Genomic DNA, 21,186 nt, shown 5'->3' on the forward strand with positions numbered 1-21,186 from the left:
GGGTGATCTCTTGTGATATTTGAGAATCCAGCTGCTTTGGCTTCTTTACAGCTTTTAAAATTGTAATTTCCTTGAGGGAGATCATTGTTTGGTTGTTGCTGTACGCTTTGCTTCTGTTCTTCTTGTTTCTTTTGCTCTTCTTGCTGCTTTTGTAATTCTTGTTTCTTTTGCTCTTCTTGCTGCTTTTGTAATTCTTGTTTCTTTTGCTCTTCTTGTTGTTTTTGTAATTCTTGTTTCTTTCGTTGTTCCTCTTGCTTCTTTTGCTCTTCTTGTTGTTTTTGTGACTCTTCTTGTTTCTGTTGTTCGTTATCTTTTTTAGTAGCATCTGTATCTACAACTTTTGTTGTTGAAGCTGCTTTATTTTCATTTTTATTATCTATCATTCCGCTAATTCCAGCCGTGAGAATAAATAAATATATTATACATGCCACAACCATTTTCCATTTTGTATTAGAACGGAAACCAAGAATTTTACTGTACCATTTACGATGTACCTTATGTATTTCAATGGATGTGTTATTTTCAATAAAGCGCTCGATATCTTTTCCTTGTTCTGTTGGGATAAAACGAAATGGTGTTCCTGATCCATTAAACTCGAATAGGGATTTAATAGCAAAGTGATCTACTAGAACAGTGGAATAATTAATAAAGTAGTATTTAGCAATACTGACAACATCATTTACATCTTTATTGTACTTGAATAATTGAATATGGTCAGTTGCTACAGCAGCATAACCAGTTTTCATACTTTCTAAGTTGGTAGAAACGATAATGGGTGTGCTTCCATACTCTTTTTGATACTTTTTAGCAATTGCTTGTTTAGCAAGGGTAGATTCACTAGGCTTTTTCTTTTTCTTACTCATTATGTAGATCCCCTCTCAAATTTTACATGATATCTAATGTATATATTATCAGAATGTAAGATTAATTCCAGTGCGAATATCTATTAAAAGGTAATGGTGAAGATACTGTTAATTATGCATGTTAATAAACAAGAAAGATGTTTCTTCGTTTATAAGGTATATAATTATAGATTTACTTGGTTATAAAACTTGAAAAAGGTTTATAAAGTTACTGGTATCAAGGGAGCTGGTATTTCAGTTAGTTATACAAAATATAAGATATGGGTAACTAGGGAAGGTGTCTATATGATAAAATCAATATATTAAATGCCACGTTGTATTAATTTGTTTTTTGGGAGGAGAGTGATACTAATATGAATTTGTTGGAACAAATACTGAGTAACATAACTAACTGGTCAATGTGGGGCTTCATTGGGTCAATTATTGCACTGATATTTAATTTAAGAAATGCTAATTCATTGAGAAAGAAGAATCTAAGGTCATATGTTGTGGTTGAAAGTGTAACAGATAATCCCTATTCAGAGGATAAAGTATTAAAAAAAGGCGGGAGATTAATTCTTACAGAAGAATATAAAAAGTGCCTCGCTGAACATAGGCAAGTGAGTGAGTTTGACGAAAAAGAACTACAAGGTACCTTTATAAAAATAAAAAATATAAGTTCTAATCCTTGTTTTGATGTGGTAATAAAAGTGATATTACAAGATTCGATTGGTGAAAAGTTACTTAATACAGTAGATATTTATTTATTAGAGGGTAATGATGAATTATATATCCCATCATTATCTTTTAATACTATGGTTTATGAAATGAAACGGGTTGAAGTAGAGTATAAAACAATAACGGATGAAAAGATGAAATATATAAATCAAACAATAAATGATAGTAGAGGTAAAGATAGTGTGAAACATAGTATGTATGTTAGAACATGGTTGCGAGATCGAAAAGTAGTTATGACTAATGGTTCAAGTTTGAAATGGGAAGTTATAAAATGATTGGCAGAATCGTGGCAGCTTTTTGGCAGTAAATGTGCCGGTTGTTTTGGAACTAGCGTGTTATATTTGTATTGTGAGAAGTGGCGGAAAACACAACTCATAAAGATTCCTTTATATTTTGTCTAAACGATTCATAATGATGGCACATAAAATCCGTAACCAGCAGATGGTAGTGATTGAATGATACCGTTATTAGGGAGAGCTTTTGCTCTTCTTTGAGCTAACAACATCCTAGGTAGATGGAATGAGGTTGCCTGATAAGCGAACCAAGAGTGTCTGTCGTGGTTGTTAGCTGGAAGAAGAATAAAACTTCATTTACCGTAATTGAAGTACAAATAAATAATTGGTATCAAAGCATCCATTCGGGTGCTTTTTATTTTATTTGTAGGATTTTCCACTTTTTCGTCGAATATATCATTTGGAAAGGAGTGGTATAAATGAGAGAATTTACAGCTACGGCAAGACCAAATAATATTTTTTATGGAGACATTTTCAAGATTCATGATCAAGGTTGTTTAATTTTTGGAAACGGGAAGAGCCAAGCGTCTCGAATTGCTTCTAATTCTCGTGTAAATGAAGATTCAGAAGTTGCTCTTGATTTTGCTTGCTTAACAAGAGAAGCCGACGAGTTATACGGACACTGTGAATTTGAAGTTCGTGCGCCTCACATGGAAGATCCAATAAATAAGAGAGTTAAATTAGATTATTTTATTCGTATGTTGAATGAAAAAGAAACAGAAAAGGTATTTCAGAATAAAGAATTAGGAATCATCAATGTGAATTATGATGAGTTTGTACAGGAATCAACGTTTAATATTACTTTCGTAGCGCCAGGCTTTATTCCGAAACCACCAGGATTTCCGGATACTGAAACGAATCATCGAAAGAGAATTGAAAAATTTATTGATTTAACAAATGGCACTGATATAGCAGGGTTTTTATTAGTTCCGTGGACAGAAAAGGTAGAACAAAAAGCAGAGTTGATTGAAAAGTATATCTTAGAAAATATAGGGAAATAAAAGGCATCCAATTTGGATGCTTTTTATTTTGGAAGGAGAATAATGTATGAATGTATTCTTTCATAACAAAATTGGTGTACATGAAGCTGCATCTATTCTTAATATATTAGCTGGTCAAGTTAAAAACCTGTGCGCTGAAGGAAAGATAGTGCAAAGAAGATGGGTAAGACTTGGGTGATTGATAGGTCAAGATTAAGAGGAGTGAGATAATGTGTGAGCATAAATACCAAGTGTTAGATAGTGAGACTACTTCTTTTTATTCTGATGCTAAACATTATGACTTGGATATCTTTTCTACTTTCTATTGTGAGAAATGTCTTGATATCCAACATCGTGAGAAGAGAATTGATATAGGAGTGATTGAGGTAAAGGCAAGTGAATAAATACAAAACCAAACAACAGAAGCGTAAGTTCTATGACAGTGGTGAGTGGAAGAGTATACGAGAACAAGCAAAGAAGCGTGACAACTATGAGTGTCAAGAGTGCAAACGAAACGGTCGTGTTCAAACTGATACCAATGAGTACAGTGAGAGTGCGAACCGTAAGAAGATACAGTTAGTTGTCCATCATATAAAAGAACTTGAACATCATCCAGAACTTGCATTAGAAATAGATAACTTAGAAACAGTCTGTGTGGATTGCCACAATAAAGAACACGGTAGAACATTCAAAAAAAACAGAATAAATGGGAAAACGATGAAAAGTGGTAAAAATGATCCAGAAACAATACCCCCCCTTAAAAAATTTCATCAATTTTTCGTCTAAGGGGCACCGGAGGAGGGGGTTAACTGTCAGGTTTTTTTCGGAATTACGCACGTAAGGGGGGGTGGGTAGATGGCTGTTAGTATTGTAAGGTTAAAAGAACAGCTCATGAATAGTATTGATATTGCAGATTTAGTCGAAGTTGAAAAGGTAGAAAGATACATTGATCTTGTTAAAGCATTTAGAAAAATAAATAAAACTATTAATAAGGAAGGCGAGTCCGTAACAGTAAAAAACGGTTCTCAAGTTTTTGTTAAAGCCCACCCTCTTATAGGAGAAAGGAATAAAATTAACAGTTCTTTAATCGCGTTAGGCAGAGATATAAAGTTTGTTGTTAAGGCTAACATTCCTAATGCGGGTTATAGTGAAAGTGATCTAACATGATTGGGCAAAAGTACATTGATGAATATATTGAACTTTATCGAAGTGGAAAAGTGAAGTTCAATAAAGAAAGAGAATTGTTAATTGAATATCTAGAAAAATATGTTTTGAACAGAGACGATTTATATTTTGATGATGAAATGATTGAGAAGTGTATTCGCTTCGGTGAGAAGTGGTACTTTCCATTACAATCTTTTCAGAAATTCTTAATAGCATTCGTCTTTTTATTTTATAAGAAAAATGGACGCGTATTTTATCGTAAATTCCTATGGATGCTTGGGCGTGGTGGCGGTAAAAACGGATTAATATCAGTCATCATTCACTTTTTAATTAGTGAAATGCATGGTATTCCGGAGTATAACATTTCCGTTGTTGCAAACAGTGAAGAACAAGCGAAAACAAGTCCTGATGAAGTTCATAAATGCGTTAAACGAAATGAAATATTGCAACGAGCATTTAAAACAACATTAACTCAAACTGTTTCCAAAGCTACCGGAAGTGTATTGAAGTTTAGGACATCAAACGGAGATACGAAAGATGGTTTGCGTGATGGCGCGGTTGTATTTGATGAAATACATCAATACGAAAGCAATAAAGATGTTCGAGTCCATATCAGTGGCTTAGGGAAAAAGAAAAATCCACGCGAATTTTATATTGGTACAGATGGATATGTACGTGATGGTTTCTTAGATAAGCAAAAAGAAAAAGCAATGAAGGTTTTAAATGGTGAAGCCCGTCCAAACGCTATCTTTCCATTCATTTGTAAATTGAATGATGAAAAAGAAGTTGATGATCCGGATAATTGGGAAATGGCAAACCCTATGTTATCGCAGCCGTTAAGCGAGTATGCTGAAGGGTTACTTGAAACGATAAAGGAAGAGTATGAAGATTTAGAGGATGATCCAAGTAACAGAGAAGAGTTCATGACAAAGCGTATGAACTTACCCGTTACAAATTTAGAACGCTCTGTTGCAAAGTGGTCAGAAATTCTTGCTACAAATCGTCCATTCCCTAATTTGTATGCTCAAGAATGTATAGGAGCATTAGACTTTGCGAGTATTCGAGATTTTGCAGCATGTGGTCTTTTATTTAGACAAAATGGTGAGTACATTTTTAAAACTCATTCCTTTGTGCGAAAGGAATTTGTTGATATTTATTATGGTTATTCTAAAAAGGCTGGCGAGTATAAAAAACAAAAGTTTGCACCAATTAAAGAGTGGGAGGAACAAGGCTTACTTACAGTTGTGGACGAGCCGACTATTAATCCTCAGCATATCGTTGATTGGTTTGTAGAAATGCGTGAGCAATATGGGGTTAAGAAAATTATAGCTGATAACTTCCGAATGGAAGCGATAAGGCCTTTATTGGTAGCAGAAGGTTTTGAAATAGAGGTTATAAGGAATCCAAAAGCAATTCATAGTTTACTAGCACCTCGTATTGAAATGGCTTTTGCAAATAAACAAATTATTTTTGATGATAACCCTCTAATGCGTTGGTACACGCAAAACGTATTGGTTGTTATCAAAGGTGATGGAAATAAAATATACGAGAAAAAAGAGCCAGTACGTAGAAAAACAGATGGATTCCAATGTTTTGTTCATGCTCTTTATCGAGCGGACGAGATACAAGAGGCAACCGACTTTATACTCAGCGATATTAAATTCTAATAAAGGGGGTGATAATCATTGGATGGTTAGGTTCAGTATTCAAAAGAAATAAAGAGCTAGAATTTATGGTCGATTTGGATTTGATTGCTGATACAGCAAACAGGGTTCATATGAAACGATTAGCAATTGATACATGCGTATCATTTTTAGGAAGAACAATTAGTCAATCTGAATTCAGAGTAAGAAACGGTAAAGCATTTGAGAAGAATGAGCTTTATTATCGATTAAACGTTAGACCGAACAAAAACATGACGGCCAGTACCTTCTGGGAAAGATTTATTCGCAAACTTATTTATGATAATGAGTGTTTAGTTATACAAGCAGATGATAGTGATTTACTTATTGCTGATGGATTTCAACATAACGAATATGCTGTGTTTGAAGATACTTTTACCGATGTAATAGTAAAGGATTATACGTTTAAGAGAAGTTTTAAGCAAAGCGAAGTTATTCATTTAAAGTATCGAAATGATAAATTATCTCCACTTATTGATGGATTATTTGCAGATTACGGGGACTTATTCGGTAGGCTATTAAACTCTCAAAAACGTAAGAATCAAGTTCGTGGAACAGTTGATATGGATATTATCGGTGCTAAAACAGAAGAACAGATAGCCAAGTTGCAAGAGTTTATTGACAATATGTATAAAGCAATTGGTACGAAAGATATCGCTATTGTTCCACAACAAAAGGGTATTAATTATAACGAAATATATAATGGGGTTGCGAATGGTCCTAGTGTGGAAGAAATCAATAAAGTAACCAATGGTTTTTTAAATCAAGTAGCAATGGCTATTGGTATTCCAACAGCTTTGTTATATGGCGAAATGGCTGATGTAGAGAAGCAAACGAAAAATTACATGCTTTTTACAGTAAGGCCATTATTAAAAAAGCTATCTGATGAAGCGAATGTTAAATTCTTTGAAATGAATGAATATCTTTCAGGACAAAAGATTGAAGTTAAAGCTGTTTCTTATCAGAGTATATTTGACCTTGCAACAAGTATTGATAAACTCATTTCTTCAAGTGCATTTACAGGAAATGAGATTCGTTCAGAAGTAGATTATGAAGGTTCTGATGATCCAAACTTAAATATCCATCATATTACGAAGAATTATACGAAACTAAATGAATCTGAAGGAGGTGATAAATGATGGAACATTTGAACATGAATAAGCTTTTAAATTTAAAACGAGATATTCGCTTTGAAGCTAAAGGTGAGAATGAGTACAAATTAACCGTTTATGGATCAATCGGTGGATGGTTTAGTGAAAATAACGCTGAAGCAGTAAGAAGAAAAATTCAAGATGTAAAAGCAGAAAAAATTCACGTTCATATTAATTCAGGTGGAGGTTCAGCATTTGATGGTGTAGCAATTTGCAATCTGTTAAAGCAGCATGATGCCGAAATTATAGTTCATATTGATGGCTGGGCGGCTAGTGCCGCATCTGTAATTGCAATGGCTGGTGATAAAATCAATACCATGATGATGATTCATCAAGCTAGTAGCATCGAATATGGAAATGCAGATCTTTTTGAAAAAACAGCACGAGATTTACGAAAAATTGATTCAGCTTTAGCAGCATCTTATAAAAAACGTTTTGTTGGAACAGACGAAGAGTTAAAACAGCTTTTAAAAGATGAAACTTGGCTAACAGCAGAGGAAGCAGTTGCTCTTGGTTTAGCTGATGAAATTGCTGATGAAATTGAAATTGATGATACGCAAGAAGATGAAGAAGAGGAAGTTGTAGAAAATTTCAAAGAAGATTTAGTAGCTAAGTATACGAAACAACCAAATAATCAAAATCCAAAAGAGCCTATTCAAGAGCCTGTTACAACAAAACAGAATCTGAGTACGCTCTTTTTAAATTTAGGAGGAAAATAAAATATGGTGATTAAATTTAATAATTTTGAAGAGAAAAAAATAGCTTTTGCGAAGGCAACACAGGAAGGAACACCAGAAGAACAAACAGCCGCATTAAATTCTATGATTGAAGCGCTTGCTACAGATGTCCGTTCGGATATCTTGAATCAAGTCAATGAATCGATTGTAGACCGTTCAATTATGCAGTCTCGTGGTTCTAACGTATTAACGAGTGAGGAAATGAAATTCTTCAATGCAGTCGTTCAAGATGGCGGATTTAAAGATACTGAAACATTACCTAAGACAACACAAGAACGAATTTTTGATGATTTAGTTCAAGGTCATCCATTACTAGAACATATCGGATTAGAAAACTTAGGTGCCGTGACAGAATTTATCTATGGAGATCCAGAAGGTGCAGCTGTATGGGGACCGTTATTTGGTGATATTAAAGGACAACTAAATGCTACATTCCGAAAAGAGTCTATCTCTCAACTTAAATTAACGGCGTTTATCCCATTGGCAAATGACATGCTTAAACTTGGTCCAGTGTGGGTGGAACGCTATGTTCGTACAATGATTTCAGAAGCTATGTCTGTAGGTTTAGAACGTGGATTCGTAATTGGTACAGGTAAAGATGAGCCTATCGGATTGTTAAAAGATCCAAGTGGAAGTGTAGTTGGAGGAGTATATCCAGATAAAAAAACAGCGGGGACTTTAACGTTTGAACCAGGTCGCAAAACAATCAATGAATTAAAAGGTGTTGTTAAATTACTGGCTAAAAAGCTAAATCCTGATGGTAAAACTGATGCAGACAGACCAAAAAATATTGCTGGGAAAGTAGTTATGGTAACAAATCCGTTTGATACTTTTGATATCCAAGCAAATGCAACAATTCAAAATGCAGCTGGGGTGTATGTGACAAGTTTACCTTTCAATCCAACTCCTTCAGAATCAGTATTTGTACCTCAAGGTAAGGTGCTGTTCTTTGTTAAAGGAGAGTATATTGCAGCGATGGGCGGAACTGAACCAATTAAAAAGTATGAAGAAACATTAGCTTTAGAGGATGCAACGCTTTATATCGCTAAGCAATATGCTACAGGTAAACCAAAGGATAAATACACTTCACAAGTTTACACATTGAAACTTGAAGAAGTAACGCCACCAACACAAGGGTGATGTGAATGGACAAAATAATTTCAGATCAGATTTTACAGCAATTCAAAGATAGGATGCGATTAGGTGATGAGGAAGACGATAATCTAAGACGCATCCTATTTGCATCCAATAAAGCTTTAATAAAAGACTGTGGATCATATGACATAAACGAAGACGAGACGTTCAAAGAATTAGTTTTTGAACGTTCTCGTTATGTTTACAATGATGCACTTGAGTATTTTTCTGAAAATTTTTTAACAGAAATAAATAGCTTTGGCATTCAAAAAGCTTTAGAAGAAATCAAACTGGACGGTGATTAATATGCGTCCTTTTCAGTACAAAAAACCACTGAATACAGGTGATTTTAGGAATCGAATTATCATTGAACAACCTGTAGTAATAAAAGATGAATTAAACCAAGTAATCGAAACATCTTGGCGGGAATTAAAAAAAGCCTGGTCAATGATAAAAACGGTGAAAGGTTCCGAGTATATTGAAGCTTCAGCTTCACAGGCTGCACGGGTTTATCGTTTTGTGATTCCTTATACTTCTGGTATTACGGAAGAAATGCGAATTAATATGAAAGGTCGTATCTTTGATATTATCGAACCGCCAATGAATGACGATGAAATGTATCAAACATTGACTATTATCGCGAAGGAGCATGTTTAATATGAACGATTTTGCGAGTGATCTTGCTAGAGAATTACAAAGATATGCAAATGTTGTGGAAGAAGAATTATTGACCACACAAGAAGAAGTGGCTGATGTTGCTGTAGAAAAATTAAAGCAAAATAGTCCTAAAAAAACAGGTGCTTATCGTAAAGGCTGGCGCAAGAAAAAAGAAGGAAAGGGTGTTATTCTTCATAATACACAAGGGCAATTAACACACCTTTTAGAAAATGGACATGCAAAAGTCGGTGGTGGTCGAGTACCAGCACAAGTGCACATTCGTCCAGTTGAAGAGTATGTAATTGACGAATTGCCAAGACGTATCGAAAGGACGATTGGGCAATGACATTAGGTGAATTAACAAAAATTCTTGAAGCTACAGGTTATCCTGTGGCTTATTCGCATTTCACAGCAACGCCAGGTAATCCAGTTCCAGCCCCACCATATATCTGTTTTCTTGTGGACGGTTCAGCAAACCTGATGGCTGATAACAAAGTCTATCACAAGGTAAATGATTTAAATATTGAGCTTTATACCACAAAAAAAGACTTGGTTGCAGAAGCCAAACTTGAAAAAGTCCTAGACAATCATGAAATAACTTATGACTCGTATGGGACTTTTATTGAATCTGAAAAATTATTTCAAAAAATATATGAAACGAGGTTGATGTAAATGAATGAAAACAAGGTGACATTCGGTTTGAAAAATGTACATTATGTGCCATTAGATATTAAGGATTTTTTAGTTACATTCGGGACACCAATTCCATTACGTGGTGGGGTCGAACTAACTTTTGAGCCACGCGGTGATTTAATTGAATTCTATGCAGATGACATGCTTTATTACGCGGCAAGTAATAACCAAGGTTACGATGGAACATTAAATATTGCTACTATCCCAGAGCAATTTGCTATTGATGCACTTGGTGAGGAATTGGACGAAACGGATGGTGTATTAAGTGAATTGGCTGATGCAAAAGGAAAACCATTCGCCTTATTATTTGAGTTTGATGGTGATGTGAACGCAACTCGTCATGCTATGTATAACTGTTCAGCAAGTCGTCCAACGATTGCATCTAAAACAAAAACAAATTCAGCTGAACCAAATACAAATGAACTGAAGTTTGTTTCTAGCCCAATTGTTTTAGCATCTGGTGGCAGACCAATGGTTAAAACGAAAACGACTGCTAAAACAACTCAAGCAATTTATAACGACTGGTACAAAAAAGTATATGTAAAAACACCAGCAGCACCAAAAGGAGCGTAATTATAAATGGAAAAGACAATTACAATTGACGGAAAACAAGTTCGATTAAAAGGTACAGCGGCAACAGTTAAACGCTATAAGGCACAATTCAGACGTGATTTATTCGCAGATATGATGGCATTAGGAGCTATCGGTACATTTACCTCGCAAGATGACTCACAAGGCACTATTGACCTATCAACCGCAGATTTTAAGAACGTCGATTTTGAAGTTATTTACGATTTAGTTTGGTTATATGCAAAAACAGCAGATCCAAATCTTCCTGATCCAATTACATGGCTAGATGGATTTGACGAGTTTCCTATTTACGATATCATGCCAGAAATTAATGACATGATTCAAAGTACAATGGGAGCAAAAAAAAAATAAAGAAAAATAATGGAGAGCAAGAGACTTTCAGTGATGAAGAATTATCCACTGATACGTTCCTTGCTCTTTGTTATAAAGCGAAGTTAACACATGGTGATTTAGAAATGATGACAGTTGGCGATTGCTTTGATTATATTGCTGAATTCGCTGAAATGGAGAATCCGGACAAAGAAAAAACTCGTAAAGCAAATCAAAAAGACTTCGATTTGTTCTAAGAAAGGGGTGAGATGATGGCAGGAGGAAGAATTAAAGGGATTACTATCTCTATTGATGGAGAAACTACGGGTCTTCAAAATGCCTTAAAAGATGTTAATAAACGCAGTAATGATTTAACTAAAGAGCTTAAAGATGTTGAAAGGTTGTTGAAGTTCGACCCAGGCAATATCGAAGCATTAGCCCAAAAACAACAGTTACTTACTCAACAGATTGAAAACACAACACAAAAGCTAGATAAATTGAAGGCAGCGGAACAACAGGTCCAGGCACAATTTCAAAATGGTAAGATTTCCGAAGAACAATATCGTGCATTCAGGCGTGAAATTGAATTTACAGAAGGGTCACTTAATGGCCTGAAAAATAAGCTTGGAAGCATGAAAGCTGAACAAGACAATGTAGCAAGTTCAACAAGGCAATTAGAAACATTGTTTAGCGCTACAGGAAAAAGTGTTGATGATTTTGCAGGGGCATTAGGGAATCGTCTTGTGAATGCAATTAAAAGCGGAACAGCTACAAGTCGGCAGTTAGAACAAGCGATTGGAATTATCGGTCGAGAAGCATTAGGAACTGAAGCGGATATTGAAAAATTACAACGTGCGCTCAGATCTGTGGATGATGGGAACTCGATTCAACAAGTACAAAATGAATTAAAAGATTTACAACAAGAAGCTGACAGAACAGAGAAAAAGTTTGAAGGCTTACAAGTAGGATTAGAAAATGTTATAGGTGGAATGGCAGCTGGTGGTGGTATTGCAAGTGCAGTTGAACAAGCAATGGACATGTCTAAGTTAAAAACGAAGATTGATATTACTTTTGATGTCCCTGAATCCTCAAAGAAATCCGTGGAGGAAGCTGTAAGGGGTGTTACTACTTATGGTGTTGATGCAGAAGCATCTTTAGAGGGTGTACGTAGGCAATGGGCCTTAAATAAAAACGTTAGTGATGAAGCAAATGCAGCAGTTGTAAAAGGAGCAGCAGCGATAGCTCAATCTTATGAAGGTATTGATTTCACTGAATTAATACAGGAAACGAATGAAATAGCAAGTGAGTTAGGGATTTCGCAAGAAGGCGCGTTGGGATTAACAAATTCACTTTTAAAAGTCGGATTCCCTTCTGAACAATTGGATATCATCGCCGAATATGGAGGACAGCTAACGCGAGCTGGCTATAATGCTGAAGAAGTCCAAGCCATAATGGAAGCTGGGGTCGAAACAGGCACATGGAATTAAATCATAGTTCCCTTGTATGGCGACGTACAATGAAAAACCCCTTTAATTCAGTGAAACTCTCAAAAGAGACAATACTGAGCGAAGCCTTTAATTAAGGAACGTGCAACGACTAGTCGAAAGACGTAGGGTGTAAGCAAATGACACTCGAAACGGGGGGCAACTCAAGTAGTTGAAGATATAGTCTAATCTATACGGTAACGTATAGCAGTTCGTAAGAGAACGGGCGTGACGTTGCGAATCACGTTGAATATAAATGATTGATAATCTCTTAGATGGTTTGAAAGAAGGTCGTATCAAAGCGGCTGAATTCGGTCAAGGTGTCGATAAAGCGATGAAAGAAACCCTTGAAGGAACAAATATTTCAGCTGAACAATTACAAAAATGGGGACAAGCTGTAGCGAACGGTGGCAAAGAAGGATCAGCCGCTATGACTGAAATTGCTCAAGCCTTATCAGAAGTCGATGATGAAACAAAACGTAATGAATTAGGGGTAAAACTTTTCGGTAGATGATAAATTGTGCCGAAGTAAAATTGCGGTATTAAGCAAGAAGGGTGAGATTCCTAACTTGAACCGAAGGCTATACAAAGTATAGTCAGGGGCAGAGCATAGAGGGTGAAAAGATATAATCCCTTCACGAGACCGCGACACTTTACAAGTGAAAACGTATGCCGAGCTTGCATTAAAATGAAGTGCAAGAAGTAGAGGATAAAAAGCCTTTACGATAACAAAATGACCATGTACGAAGACCAAGGACAAAACATAATTAACACATTGCTAGGAGCAAAAGAAAAAACAGTTGATTTTAAGAATAACCAAGATCAATTGAATGACTCCATAAAGAAAATGGATGCAAATCCAGCTGTAAAAATGCAAAAAGCTATGAATGATTTAAAAATGGCTCTTGAACCGGTTCTAGGTGTCGTAGCGGATTTAGTAGCAAAGTTTGCTGAGTGGGTCACAAATAATCCGGAGTTGGCAGCGACATTAGCAACAATTGCTGTAGCCATCGGCATAATATCAGGTGCTATCATGGCACTTGCGCCTATAGTTGTGACAGTCATGAGTATCTTCGGGATTGGAGCGGCTGCAGCGGCTGGAATTGTTGCTGCTATTCCCCTTATCGTAGCCGCTATAGCTGCCATAGGTTTTGCGATTTATAAAAACTTTGATGACATTAAACAATGGACTATAGATATTTGGAATTCTATTACGGAATATTTAGTAGAACTTTGGGACGGTATAGTTCAATCATCCAGCGATGCATGGAATTCATTTTTAGAAACAATGCATGCGTTTTTTGATCCGATAGGTCAATTTTTTAGTGATTTATGGACAGGTATAGGTGAGGTATGTAGTGGTGCATGGAATTCTATTGTTGAATTCTTTTCTGGAGCTTGGGCTTCATTCACAGAAATGATGCATAGTTTTTTTGACCCAATAGGCGAATTCTTTAGTAGCTTATGGTCTGGGATTGTTGAAACAGCTTCTTCCTGGTGGACATCTTTAGTTACAACGGCATCCGAATTGTGGGGGATGCTAACGCAAGCTTGGCAAGATACCTGGAATACGATTGTTACTTTTTTAGACCCGATCATTTCATTGATTTCAACAGTTTTAGAAGCAGGTTGGTTACTTATTCAAGCTGGGGTACAAATTGCTTGGGCAGCAATAAGTCAATATATTATTCAACCAATCCAAGAAGCTTACAATTGGGTAAGTACACAAATTGGCGAGTTAGTTAACTGGCTTAGTACGCAATGGGAAATAGCAAAAGCTGCGGCACAAATTGGATGGGGTTTATTTAAACAATATATCATTCAACCAGTTCAGGAAGCATGGAACTTAGTGAAAGAAAAGTTTAGTGATTTAGTCTCTTGGTTAAGTTCACAGTGGGAATTAGCTAAATCTTATACGCTGGCAGGATGGAATCTGGTAAAACAGTATGTTATACAACCAGTCCAAGAATTGTGGAATACAACGAAAGAAAAACTTGGAGATTTAGCAAATTGGATATTAGGAAATTGGGAAAAAATAAAATCCTATACACTTGCAGCTTGGAATTTAGTGAAGCAATATGTAGTTAATCCAGCTACGGAAGCCTATAACTCAGCTAAAGAAAAATTTGAGAGCTTGTATAATGCAGCGAGAGAAAAATTTGAAGCTGTAAAGAATGCAGCACAGGAAAAATTTGAAGCAGCAAAAAGGTTTATTATTGATCCAATAAAAGAAGCAGTTGGTAAGGTGGAAGAATTTGTTGGGAAAATCAAGGGATTCTTTGAAAATTTGAAATTGAAAATTCCAAAGCCTGAAATGCCACCTCTTCCACACTTCAGTTTACAAACTAGTACTAAAAATGTTTTAGGAAAAGATGTTACTTATCCATCTGGAATCGATATTGATTGGCGCGCAAAAGGTGGTATTTTTACTAAACCGACTATCTTTGGAATGAATGGTGGAAACTTGCAAGGTGCTGGAGAAGCAGGACGAGAAGCTGTGCTTCCACTGAATAAAAAGACACTTGGAGACATTGGTGCAGGAATCGCAGCGACTATGGTTGGCACTACCGGATCTATGAGTCAATTAATGGGTGATATGAGCCGCATGATGGATAGTTCTATGAGTCAGTTATCAGGATTAAAAACTGTTATGAGTGGCGTTTATGGCAGTATGGCTAATAGTAAGCAGTCTATGGATAGTGGTATTGCAAATCAAACATTCAATTATTCACCTGTTCAATCAGGTGTTAACGGAGGAATTCCAACACAAGGCGGAGGTTTAGTGATCGAAGTCCCTGTTATCTTAGAAGGTAGAGATGTGGCACGAGGTACTTATAAATACACAACGGAATATCAAGATAGAGAAACAAACAGAAACTCAGCCTTTTAGGTTTGGGTTTCTTTTATTTTATAAAGAAAAGAGGTGTTATCATGAGTTCTTTTACATTTAATAATCAACGTAAAGATTTCATTCAACTTGAAAAAGGATGGAAAAGTCCAACATGGGCACCATTGAAAAGAAATCTGTTAAGTGTACCTGGCTATCCTGGGGCAAGATTATTAAACACACAAACAGAAATGCGTAGCTTATCCATTCCTGTAGGAATTATAGTCCCTGATGGTTCTGATTTAGAAACGTTGAAAGAAGAAATTGCAGATTGGCTAATTACAGAACAACCCGTTGAATTAATCTTTGATGTAACCCCTGATAGGACATATTTAGCTGTTATTGATGAAGAGTTTGATCCTGAAGAGTTTGTTACGTTGGGTAAAGGTACTTTGAAGTTCATTTGTCCAATGCCTTATAAATTAGGACCTACTCGAACGGTAGGATTTCAAATGGATGGGCGTGGGTTAATAGCAAACGTTCAAAACAAAGGCAGCGTGGAATCTAATCCAATTTTAGAAATTGAAGTAACGAAACCTTCCACATTTCTTGATATATGGAATGGAATGAATTATTTTCGCATTGGATATCCGCTTAAAGCTGATCAAGTTCCTGTTGAAAGGAATCAGCGTGTATTGTGGGATGAAATGTCAACTGCTGTAGGATGGACAAAAGTAGCTAAGACAGAGGATATGATTGGTGGAGGTGAATTTAAGTTAGATGGATATCGCCTTGTACCACTTCATTTTGGAACAGAAGGTACAAAAGGATGGCATGGTGCTATTACTAAAAAGAATATTCCACAAGGTCCATTACAGGATTTCATTATGCAAGCTTATGTCGGGGTAAGAAGTTTGCACTGGGACCAAATGGGGCGCGTAGAAATTGGGCTTCTTGATGAAAATAGCGATTATGTTGCTCGTATATCTATGAGTGATGTTCAATGGGAAGCTGAGCAGAATAGTGGATTTGCTAGTGTTGGTAATAGTAAAAAACCGGGTGGACAAGTCTTTATTAATGAAACAGGTGATCATCCTAATACGTGGAATCAATATCGCGGTCGATTGTGGTTAGCACGAACGGGTAACAGATGGGAAGCTTATATTTCAAAATTTCTTCCTGGGACTGAAAAAGACGACTCAGAACGCTTTGTTGTGTGGATAGATGAAAATAATGTCAATATGAATAGAGTTGCACAAGTTCAAATTAGTATCTGTCAATTTTCGAATAACATGTTCTGTCAAGATATGAGTATTGATGATTTGAAAATATGGAAAGTCAATATGAATACACAAGATAATCCACCGTATATTTTCGATGTTGGAGATAAAGTAGCTATTGATACAGAGCGAAGTCTTGTAACGATAAATGGTAAAAGTGCTATTAATCTAAAAGATATATTTAGTGATTATCCAGTTGTTAATAAAGGTTCAAATAAACTTGAAGTTATGCCTTCCACTGTCGGAATAGCCAAAGTAACGTATAGGGAGCGATTTAGATGAGAACACCAAGCGGAATTTTACATGTTGTTGATTTTAAAACGAGTCAGATCGTTTCCAATATACAACCAAAGGATTACTGGGGCGATAAACGACATTGGGAGATTAAGAATAACATTGATACGTTAGAGTTTAAGGTATTTGATAATACAGATCATGCAGCAACACTCATGCAGCAAAATTTAGTATTAAAAGAAGTAAGGGATGGGCGGATTGTTCCGTACGTTATTACTGAGATTGAGAAAGATTCAGACGATAGATCAATGATTGCTTATGCATCTGGTGAGTGGGTTCAACTTGCAAAAGCTAGTATTATCAATCCACAGAAAATCGAAGGTAAGACAGTCAATGAATTTATTGATATGGCTCTTGTAGGTACGAAGTGGAAAAGAGGAAAAACCGAATACGCTGGCTTCCACACGATGACAATTGATGAGTTTATAGATCCATTGAAATTTTTAAAAGATATCGCTTCCTTGTTCGAATTAGAAATTCAATACCGTACGGAAGTTGTAGGCTCTCAAATTGTAGGCCGTTATGTAGATATGGTGAAGAAGCGAGGGCGTGATACTGGTAAAGAAGTAACTCTTGGTAAAGATTTGATGGGTATCAAACGAATTGAGAATTCCCAAAACATCTGTACAGCCCTATTAGGGTTCGTGAAAAAAGAAGGTGGGGACTTTATAACCATCTCTAGTATTAATAATGGAGTCCCTTATCTTGTGGACAATGATGCATTTCAGCGATGGAATGAGCGTGGTCAACATAAATTTGGTTTCTATACTCCAGAGACAGAAAACCAAGATATGTCTCCAGAGCGCTTGATGACTCTTATGAAAACCGATCTAAAGAAACGTGTTAATACATCTGTTTCTTATGAAGTAAACGCACAATCAATTGGGCGAGTATTTGGACTAGCTCATGAGTTGATAAATGAAGGCGATACAATACGAATTCAAGATACAGGGTTCACACCGAAACTGTATCTTGAAGCACGCGTAATCGCTGCTGATGAATCGTTCGAAGACCCTACACAAGATAAATATGTATTTGGTGACTACAGAGAGATTGTTGATCCTAATGAAGAATTGCGTAAGCTCTATAATAAGATCCTTGCTTCTTTAGGAAACAAACAAGAAATATTAGATCAGCTTGATAAGTTGATTAAAGAAACCGAAGAGAAAGCTGATACTGCTCAAAAAGAATCTGAAGCAGCGAAAACATTAGCTGAAAAAGCGCTCGAGAATGTGGAAAACAACACTGTAGATATTATCGAATCTGCAAATCCACCAACAGCCAATTTGAAACCAAATAAAACACTTTGGCGTGATATTAGCAAAGGGAAGCCAGGTGTATTAAAGATATGGACTGGTATGGCATGGGAAGAACTTGTTCCTGATTATGGTGATGATGTAAAGGAACTGGATGAACGAACAGCAGAATTTAAAACATCATTAGAAGGTTTGAGTAGTGATGTAAAACAACTTTCTATCACTACAACGGAACAAGGGAAACAAATCCTTGATGCGAATACAAAAATAGAACAAACTTCACAAGCTATTGAGGCGAAAGTTGATATTAAGCAGGTTGAAGATTATGTCGGTGGCATCGGGGAGATTAACTGGTTTCGAAATACCGAACTTAGAAACGACACTAAGTATTGGAATATAAGTAACCCCTTTGCTATAGTGCGTGATGTAGACAATAAATACAGAGGTTCAATCCCATTCAAAACAATAGCTGAAGGGAATACTAATGATGTATTTATAGGTCCCGAACAATCTGTAACAGAGGTATCTGTTGGTGATACAGTAGTTGCATCAGCATATTTTAAAACAGATAATCCGACCGCCTTAGATCAAGGTGGTGCCTTGGAAATACAATTCCTAAAAATTGATGGAACCATCATAAAACAAGTGTCTGAAGAAATTAAACTTTTAAAGAATCAATGGACAAGAATTGTTGTTTCCGCATTAGCTCCTGAAGGTACTGTAAAAGCGAAGTTTCGTTTTTATGTCAAACGAAATGGAACGTTGTGGATGGCACAACCTATGTTTCAATTAGGTTCCATACCCTCTAGTTATCTTGAAAATCCAAATGATTTTGTTGATAAAGATAAAATCATAGATGACTTAGCTGATAAAGTAGCCACGGAAAAATACAATCAAAAAGTTACTGAATTAGAAAGAAGTATTACTGCAAATGCAGAGGGCGTTACAATTATCTCCGAAAAACACGAAACTTTTGTGGGTGATACTTATGATGCTTATGTCAAAGAAACGGGTTCTAAGTTACAGGTTTTGGATGAAGGGATTCTAGCTCAAGTCAAAAATGGCGATATTATATCAGCTATTAACCAAACAGCGGAACAAATCACGATTGATGTTGCGAAATTAAATATCAATGCTGATACAATTGTAAAATGGCTGACAGCAGAAGGAATTGATACGAACCTTATTAGAATTAGTGGTGATAAGATTACCATTGATAAAAATGGTGTAACAGTTAAAATGTTAGATTTCCTTTACGAAGACGAACGGGGAACAAAAACAACCGTTATATCTAAACGTAATTTAATAGCAGATCATGACTTTTCAAGTGTTCAAAAGAAAAATATTGGTCACTCTGATTATTGGGGATTTGATGGTGGATATGGCCTTCCGTGGAAGGCAAACGGCAATGTAATTATAGAAAAAAATACATCCGTGTTTAATTACGAACAAATGGTGAATGCAGCTCGTGTGGATATGTATAACTATCCTGAAACAACTGTTAAAAACGGTATGCATCCTGGTAATGTTTATACAGTATCAGCACACTTCCGTTGCGCTACGGTAAACGGAAAGAGGGTAACTGCTAAACCGCAGCTGCGCGTTTGTTATGTAACGTATAGAGATAATGTTCATTACGATATGTGGTACGAAGCAAAACTTTCATTCGATGCACCTAGCACATACTATGGCGACATTCAGCGTAGATCGTTCACTTTTACAGTACCAAATAGCTACAATCCACAGGAGAACGCTGTTGTTATTAAAGTAGAGTCTGAGGATGCAAACATTGGACAAGGAACAGCGATTTGTGTGTCAGGTGTAACCTTAGTTAGTGGTAAATATGCATCTATGTATGATTGGGATAGAGCAGCAGCAGAAAGAGCATCTGGTCTTCAGCCATTTAATAGTATTTCAGTAGGCGGTGTAAATAACAACATAGGTCCGGCACCTGATGGTCAAACGTTTGATATATCTACAGAAAATGAGGTTAAGTTCTTTAGGAATATACGAGCGGTACAAGGCGTTAACCTTGGTGGAAATCCATTTCAAGGTTGGGGGCATATTCGTTTTACAGATGGTAATAACGGCCCAGGCTTTTATGTGAACAGTGCGAATGGTTGGAAATTCAATGCCCTTGGATAGAAAGTAGAAAGGAGATAAGAATTATGGAACAGTACAAAGATTTGCAAGGTATGCCAGTACAGTCCAATGAAGGGACTCCATTTCTAGGACGTTTAATTGATCTAGAGCGCGCGGATGATGGAGTAGTATTAAAAATACCATTCGACATGCTAGATAATGCTGGTATATCAAAAGGTATTAATAAGGTTGAGGTCTGGAGAGAAATGTCTGATGGAACAATTTGTTTCCGAATTGCAACAAGATGCGAAATATGTAAACGTGGTGCGCGTCTATATGAATTAGACATGGGATTCGCAAAAAAGAAAATTTGTGCAGATGATTACAAAACAATAACAGGTAATTATCCACCGCAAGAAACTCAAACAACTGAAAACGTAACACAAATGGAGCAGCCATAAGCTGGTCTTTTTATTTTGAATAAAGGAGTGAAAAGATGGATCGTATCGATGTATTATTAAAAACTTTTATTGCCACTTTCGGTGGATTCTGTGGATATTTCTTAGGAGGATGGGATGCAACATTGAAAATCTTAGTGACGATGGCAGTTATTGATTATTTAACTGGAATGATTGCAGCAGGATACAACGGAGAGTTAAAAAGTAAAGTAGGTTTCAAAGGCATCGCCAAAAAGGTGGTGCTTTTTCTTTTGGTTGGAGTGGCTGCGCAATTAGATACAGCGTTTGGAAGCAATAGCGCTATCCGTGAAGCAACAATCTTTTTCTTCATGGGTAATGAATTGTTATCACTTTTAGAAAACGCTGGACGTATTGGAATCCCACTTCCACAAGCTTTGACAAACGCGGTTGAAATTTTAGGTGGTAAACAAAAACAAGAAGATAAAAAGGGAGATGTTCAATAATGAAAAAACATATTATCGATATTTCAAAATGGAATGACAGTATTAATTGGGATGTATTAGCTCCTCAAGT

General features: G+C 36.2%; 20 protein-coding genes and 4 pseudogenes. 23 read left to right on the plus strand and 1 reads right to left on the minus strand.

Annotated elements, in window-relative coordinates:
* The coding region (locus tag MR071_RS23755) for a hypothetical protein (protein WP_242238133.1) at nt 1–863 on the minus strand (863 nt) is incomplete at its 3' end.
* A 353-nt stretch (nt 864–1,216) separates the two neighbouring features.
* Between MR071_RS23755 and MR071_RS23760 the strand changes: the two genes are divergently transcribed.
* The 23 genes and pseudogenes from MR071_RS23760 to MR071_RS23870 all read left to right on the plus strand — a co-directional run bounded on the left by MR071_RS23760 (nt 1,217) and on the right by MR071_RS23870 (nt 21,116).
* On the plus strand, nt 1,217–1,855 hold the full coding sequence (locus MR071_RS23760; RefSeq protein WP_242238134.1) for a hypothetical protein: 639 nt from the start codon (nt 1,217–1,219) through the stop codon (nt 1,853–1,855).
* 437 nt (nt 1,856–2,292) lie between these two features.
* Complete coding sequence (locus MR071_RS23765) at nt 2,293–2,874, plus strand: hypothetical protein (protein WP_242238135.1); 582 nt, start codon at nt 2,293–2,295, stop codon at nt 2,872–2,874.
* A 46-nt stretch (nt 2,875–2,920) separates the two neighbouring features.
* Nucleotides 2,921–3,084, plus strand: a pseudogene (locus MR071_RS23770) (DNA-binding protein).
* Entirely contained in the window at nt 3,084–3,257 is a 174-nt protein-coding gene (locus MR071_RS23775) for a hypothetical protein (protein ID WP_164468366.1), read from the plus strand. The pseudogene MR071_RS23770 and the gene MR071_RS23775 overlap by 1 nt, the downstream one beginning before the upstream one ends.
* A pseudogene (locus tag MR071_RS23780) lies at nt 3,250–3,584 on the plus strand (HNH endonuclease). Before MR071_RS23775 ends, MR071_RS23780 begins: the two are co-directional and overlap by 8 nt.
* A 124-nt stretch (nt 3,585–3,708) precedes the next feature.
* Complete coding sequence (locus MR071_RS23785; protein WP_048517240.1) at nt 3,709–4,020, plus strand: P27 family phage terminase small subunit; 312 nt, start codon at nt 3,709–3,711, stop codon at nt 4,018–4,020.
* On the plus strand, nt 4,017–5,684 hold the full coding sequence (locus tag MR071_RS23790; protein ID WP_048517239.1) for a terminase TerL endonuclease subunit: 1,668 nt from the start codon (nt 4,017–4,019) through the stop codon (nt 5,682–5,684). The genes MR071_RS23785 and MR071_RS23790 overlap by 4 nt, the downstream gene beginning before the upstream one ends.
* 8 nt (nt 5,685–5,692) lie before the next feature.
* Complete coding sequence (locus MR071_RS23795; protein WP_090835059.1) at nt 5,693–6,838, plus strand: phage portal protein; 1,146 nt, start codon at nt 5,693–5,695, stop codon at nt 6,836–6,838.
* A complete protein-coding gene (locus tag MR071_RS23800) occupies nt 6,838–7,569 on the plus strand; it encodes a head maturation protease, ClpP-related (RefSeq protein ID WP_242238136.1) in 732 nt (243 codons plus the stop codon). The genes MR071_RS23795 and MR071_RS23800 overlap by 1 nt, the downstream gene beginning before the upstream one ends.
* A 3-nt stretch (nt 7,570–7,572) precedes the next feature.
* A complete protein-coding gene (locus MR071_RS23805) occupies nt 7,573–8,727 on the plus strand; it encodes a phage major capsid protein (protein WP_242238137.1) in 1,155 nt (384 codons plus the stop codon).
* 5 nt (nt 8,728–8,732) lie between these two features.
* Nucleotides 8,733–9,026, plus strand: coding sequence for a hypothetical protein (locus MR071_RS23810; protein ID WP_242238138.1), 294 nt, complete (start codon nt 8,733–8,735; stop codon nt 9,024–9,026).
* A gap of 1 nt (nt 9,027) precedes the next feature.
* On the plus strand, nt 9,028–9,378 hold the full coding sequence (locus MR071_RS23815) for a phage head closure protein (RefSeq protein WP_242238139.1): 351 nt from the start codon (nt 9,028–9,030) through the stop codon (nt 9,376–9,378).
* A gap of 1 nt (nt 9,379) precedes the next feature.
* A complete protein-coding gene (locus MR071_RS23820) occupies nt 9,380–9,724 on the plus strand; it encodes an HK97 gp10 family phage protein (RefSeq protein ID WP_242238140.1) in 345 nt (114 codons plus the stop codon).
* The gene (locus MR071_RS23825) at nt 9,721–10,050 is read left to right on the plus strand and encodes a hypothetical protein (RefSeq protein ID WP_242238141.1); all 330 of its coding nucleotides are present in this window, start codon (nt 9,721–9,723) and stop codon (nt 10,048–10,050) included. The genes MR071_RS23820 and MR071_RS23825 overlap by 4 nt, the downstream gene beginning before the upstream one ends.
* Nucleotides 10,051–10,644, plus strand: coding sequence for a major tail protein (locus MR071_RS23830; protein WP_242238142.1), 594 nt, complete (start codon nt 10,051–10,053; stop codon nt 10,642–10,644).
* A 6-nt stretch (nt 10,645–10,650) separates the two neighbouring features.
* Nucleotides 10,651–11,013 (plus strand): hypothetical protein, encoded by a 363-nt coding sequence (locus MR071_RS23835; RefSeq protein ID WP_242238143.1) that lies wholly within the window; start codon nt 10,651–10,653, stop codon nt 11,011–11,013.
* 227 nt (nt 11,014–11,240) lie between these two features.
* A pseudogene (locus tag MR071_RS23840) lies at nt 11,241–12,455 on the plus strand (DUF2207 domain-containing protein); the annotation flags it as partial.
* A 259-nt stretch (nt 12,456–12,714) separates the two neighbouring features.
* A pseudogene (locus MR071_RS23845) lies at nt 12,715–12,960 on the plus strand (hypothetical protein); the annotation flags it as partial.
* 228 nt (nt 12,961–13,188) lie between these two features.
* Complete coding sequence (locus MR071_RS23850; RefSeq protein ID WP_242238144.1) at nt 13,189–15,345, plus strand: phage tail tape measure protein; 2,157 nt, start codon at nt 13,189–13,191, stop codon at nt 15,343–15,345.
* Nucleotides 15,346–15,386: 41 nt separating this feature from the next.
* Complete coding sequence (locus MR071_RS23855; RefSeq protein ID WP_242238145.1) at nt 15,387–16,844, plus strand: distal tail protein Dit; 1,458 nt, start codon at nt 15,387–15,389, stop codon at nt 16,842–16,844.
* The gene (locus MR071_RS23860) at nt 16,841–20,257 is read left to right on the plus strand and encodes a phage tail spike protein (RefSeq protein ID WP_242238146.1); all 3,417 of its coding nucleotides are present in this window, start codon (nt 16,841–16,843) and stop codon (nt 20,255–20,257) included. The genes MR071_RS23855 and MR071_RS23860 overlap by 4 nt, the downstream gene beginning before the upstream one ends.
* A 23-nt stretch (nt 20,258–20,280) precedes the next feature.
* Complete coding sequence (locus MR071_RS23865) at nt 20,281–20,655, plus strand: hypothetical protein (protein ID WP_242238147.1); 375 nt, start codon at nt 20,281–20,283, stop codon at nt 20,653–20,655.
* A 35-nt stretch (nt 20,656–20,690) separates the two neighbouring features.
* On the plus strand, nt 20,691–21,116 hold the full coding sequence (locus tag MR071_RS23870; protein ID WP_242238148.1) for a phage holin family protein: 426 nt from the start codon (nt 20,691–20,693) through the stop codon (nt 21,114–21,116).
* Nucleotides 21,117–21,186: the final 70 nt, after the last annotated feature.

This window comes from Bacillus cereus group sp. BfR-BA-01316 (assembly GCF_022664195.1).
Classification (GTDB): domain Bacteria; phylum Bacillota; class Bacilli; order Bacillales; family Bacillaceae_G; genus Bacillus_A.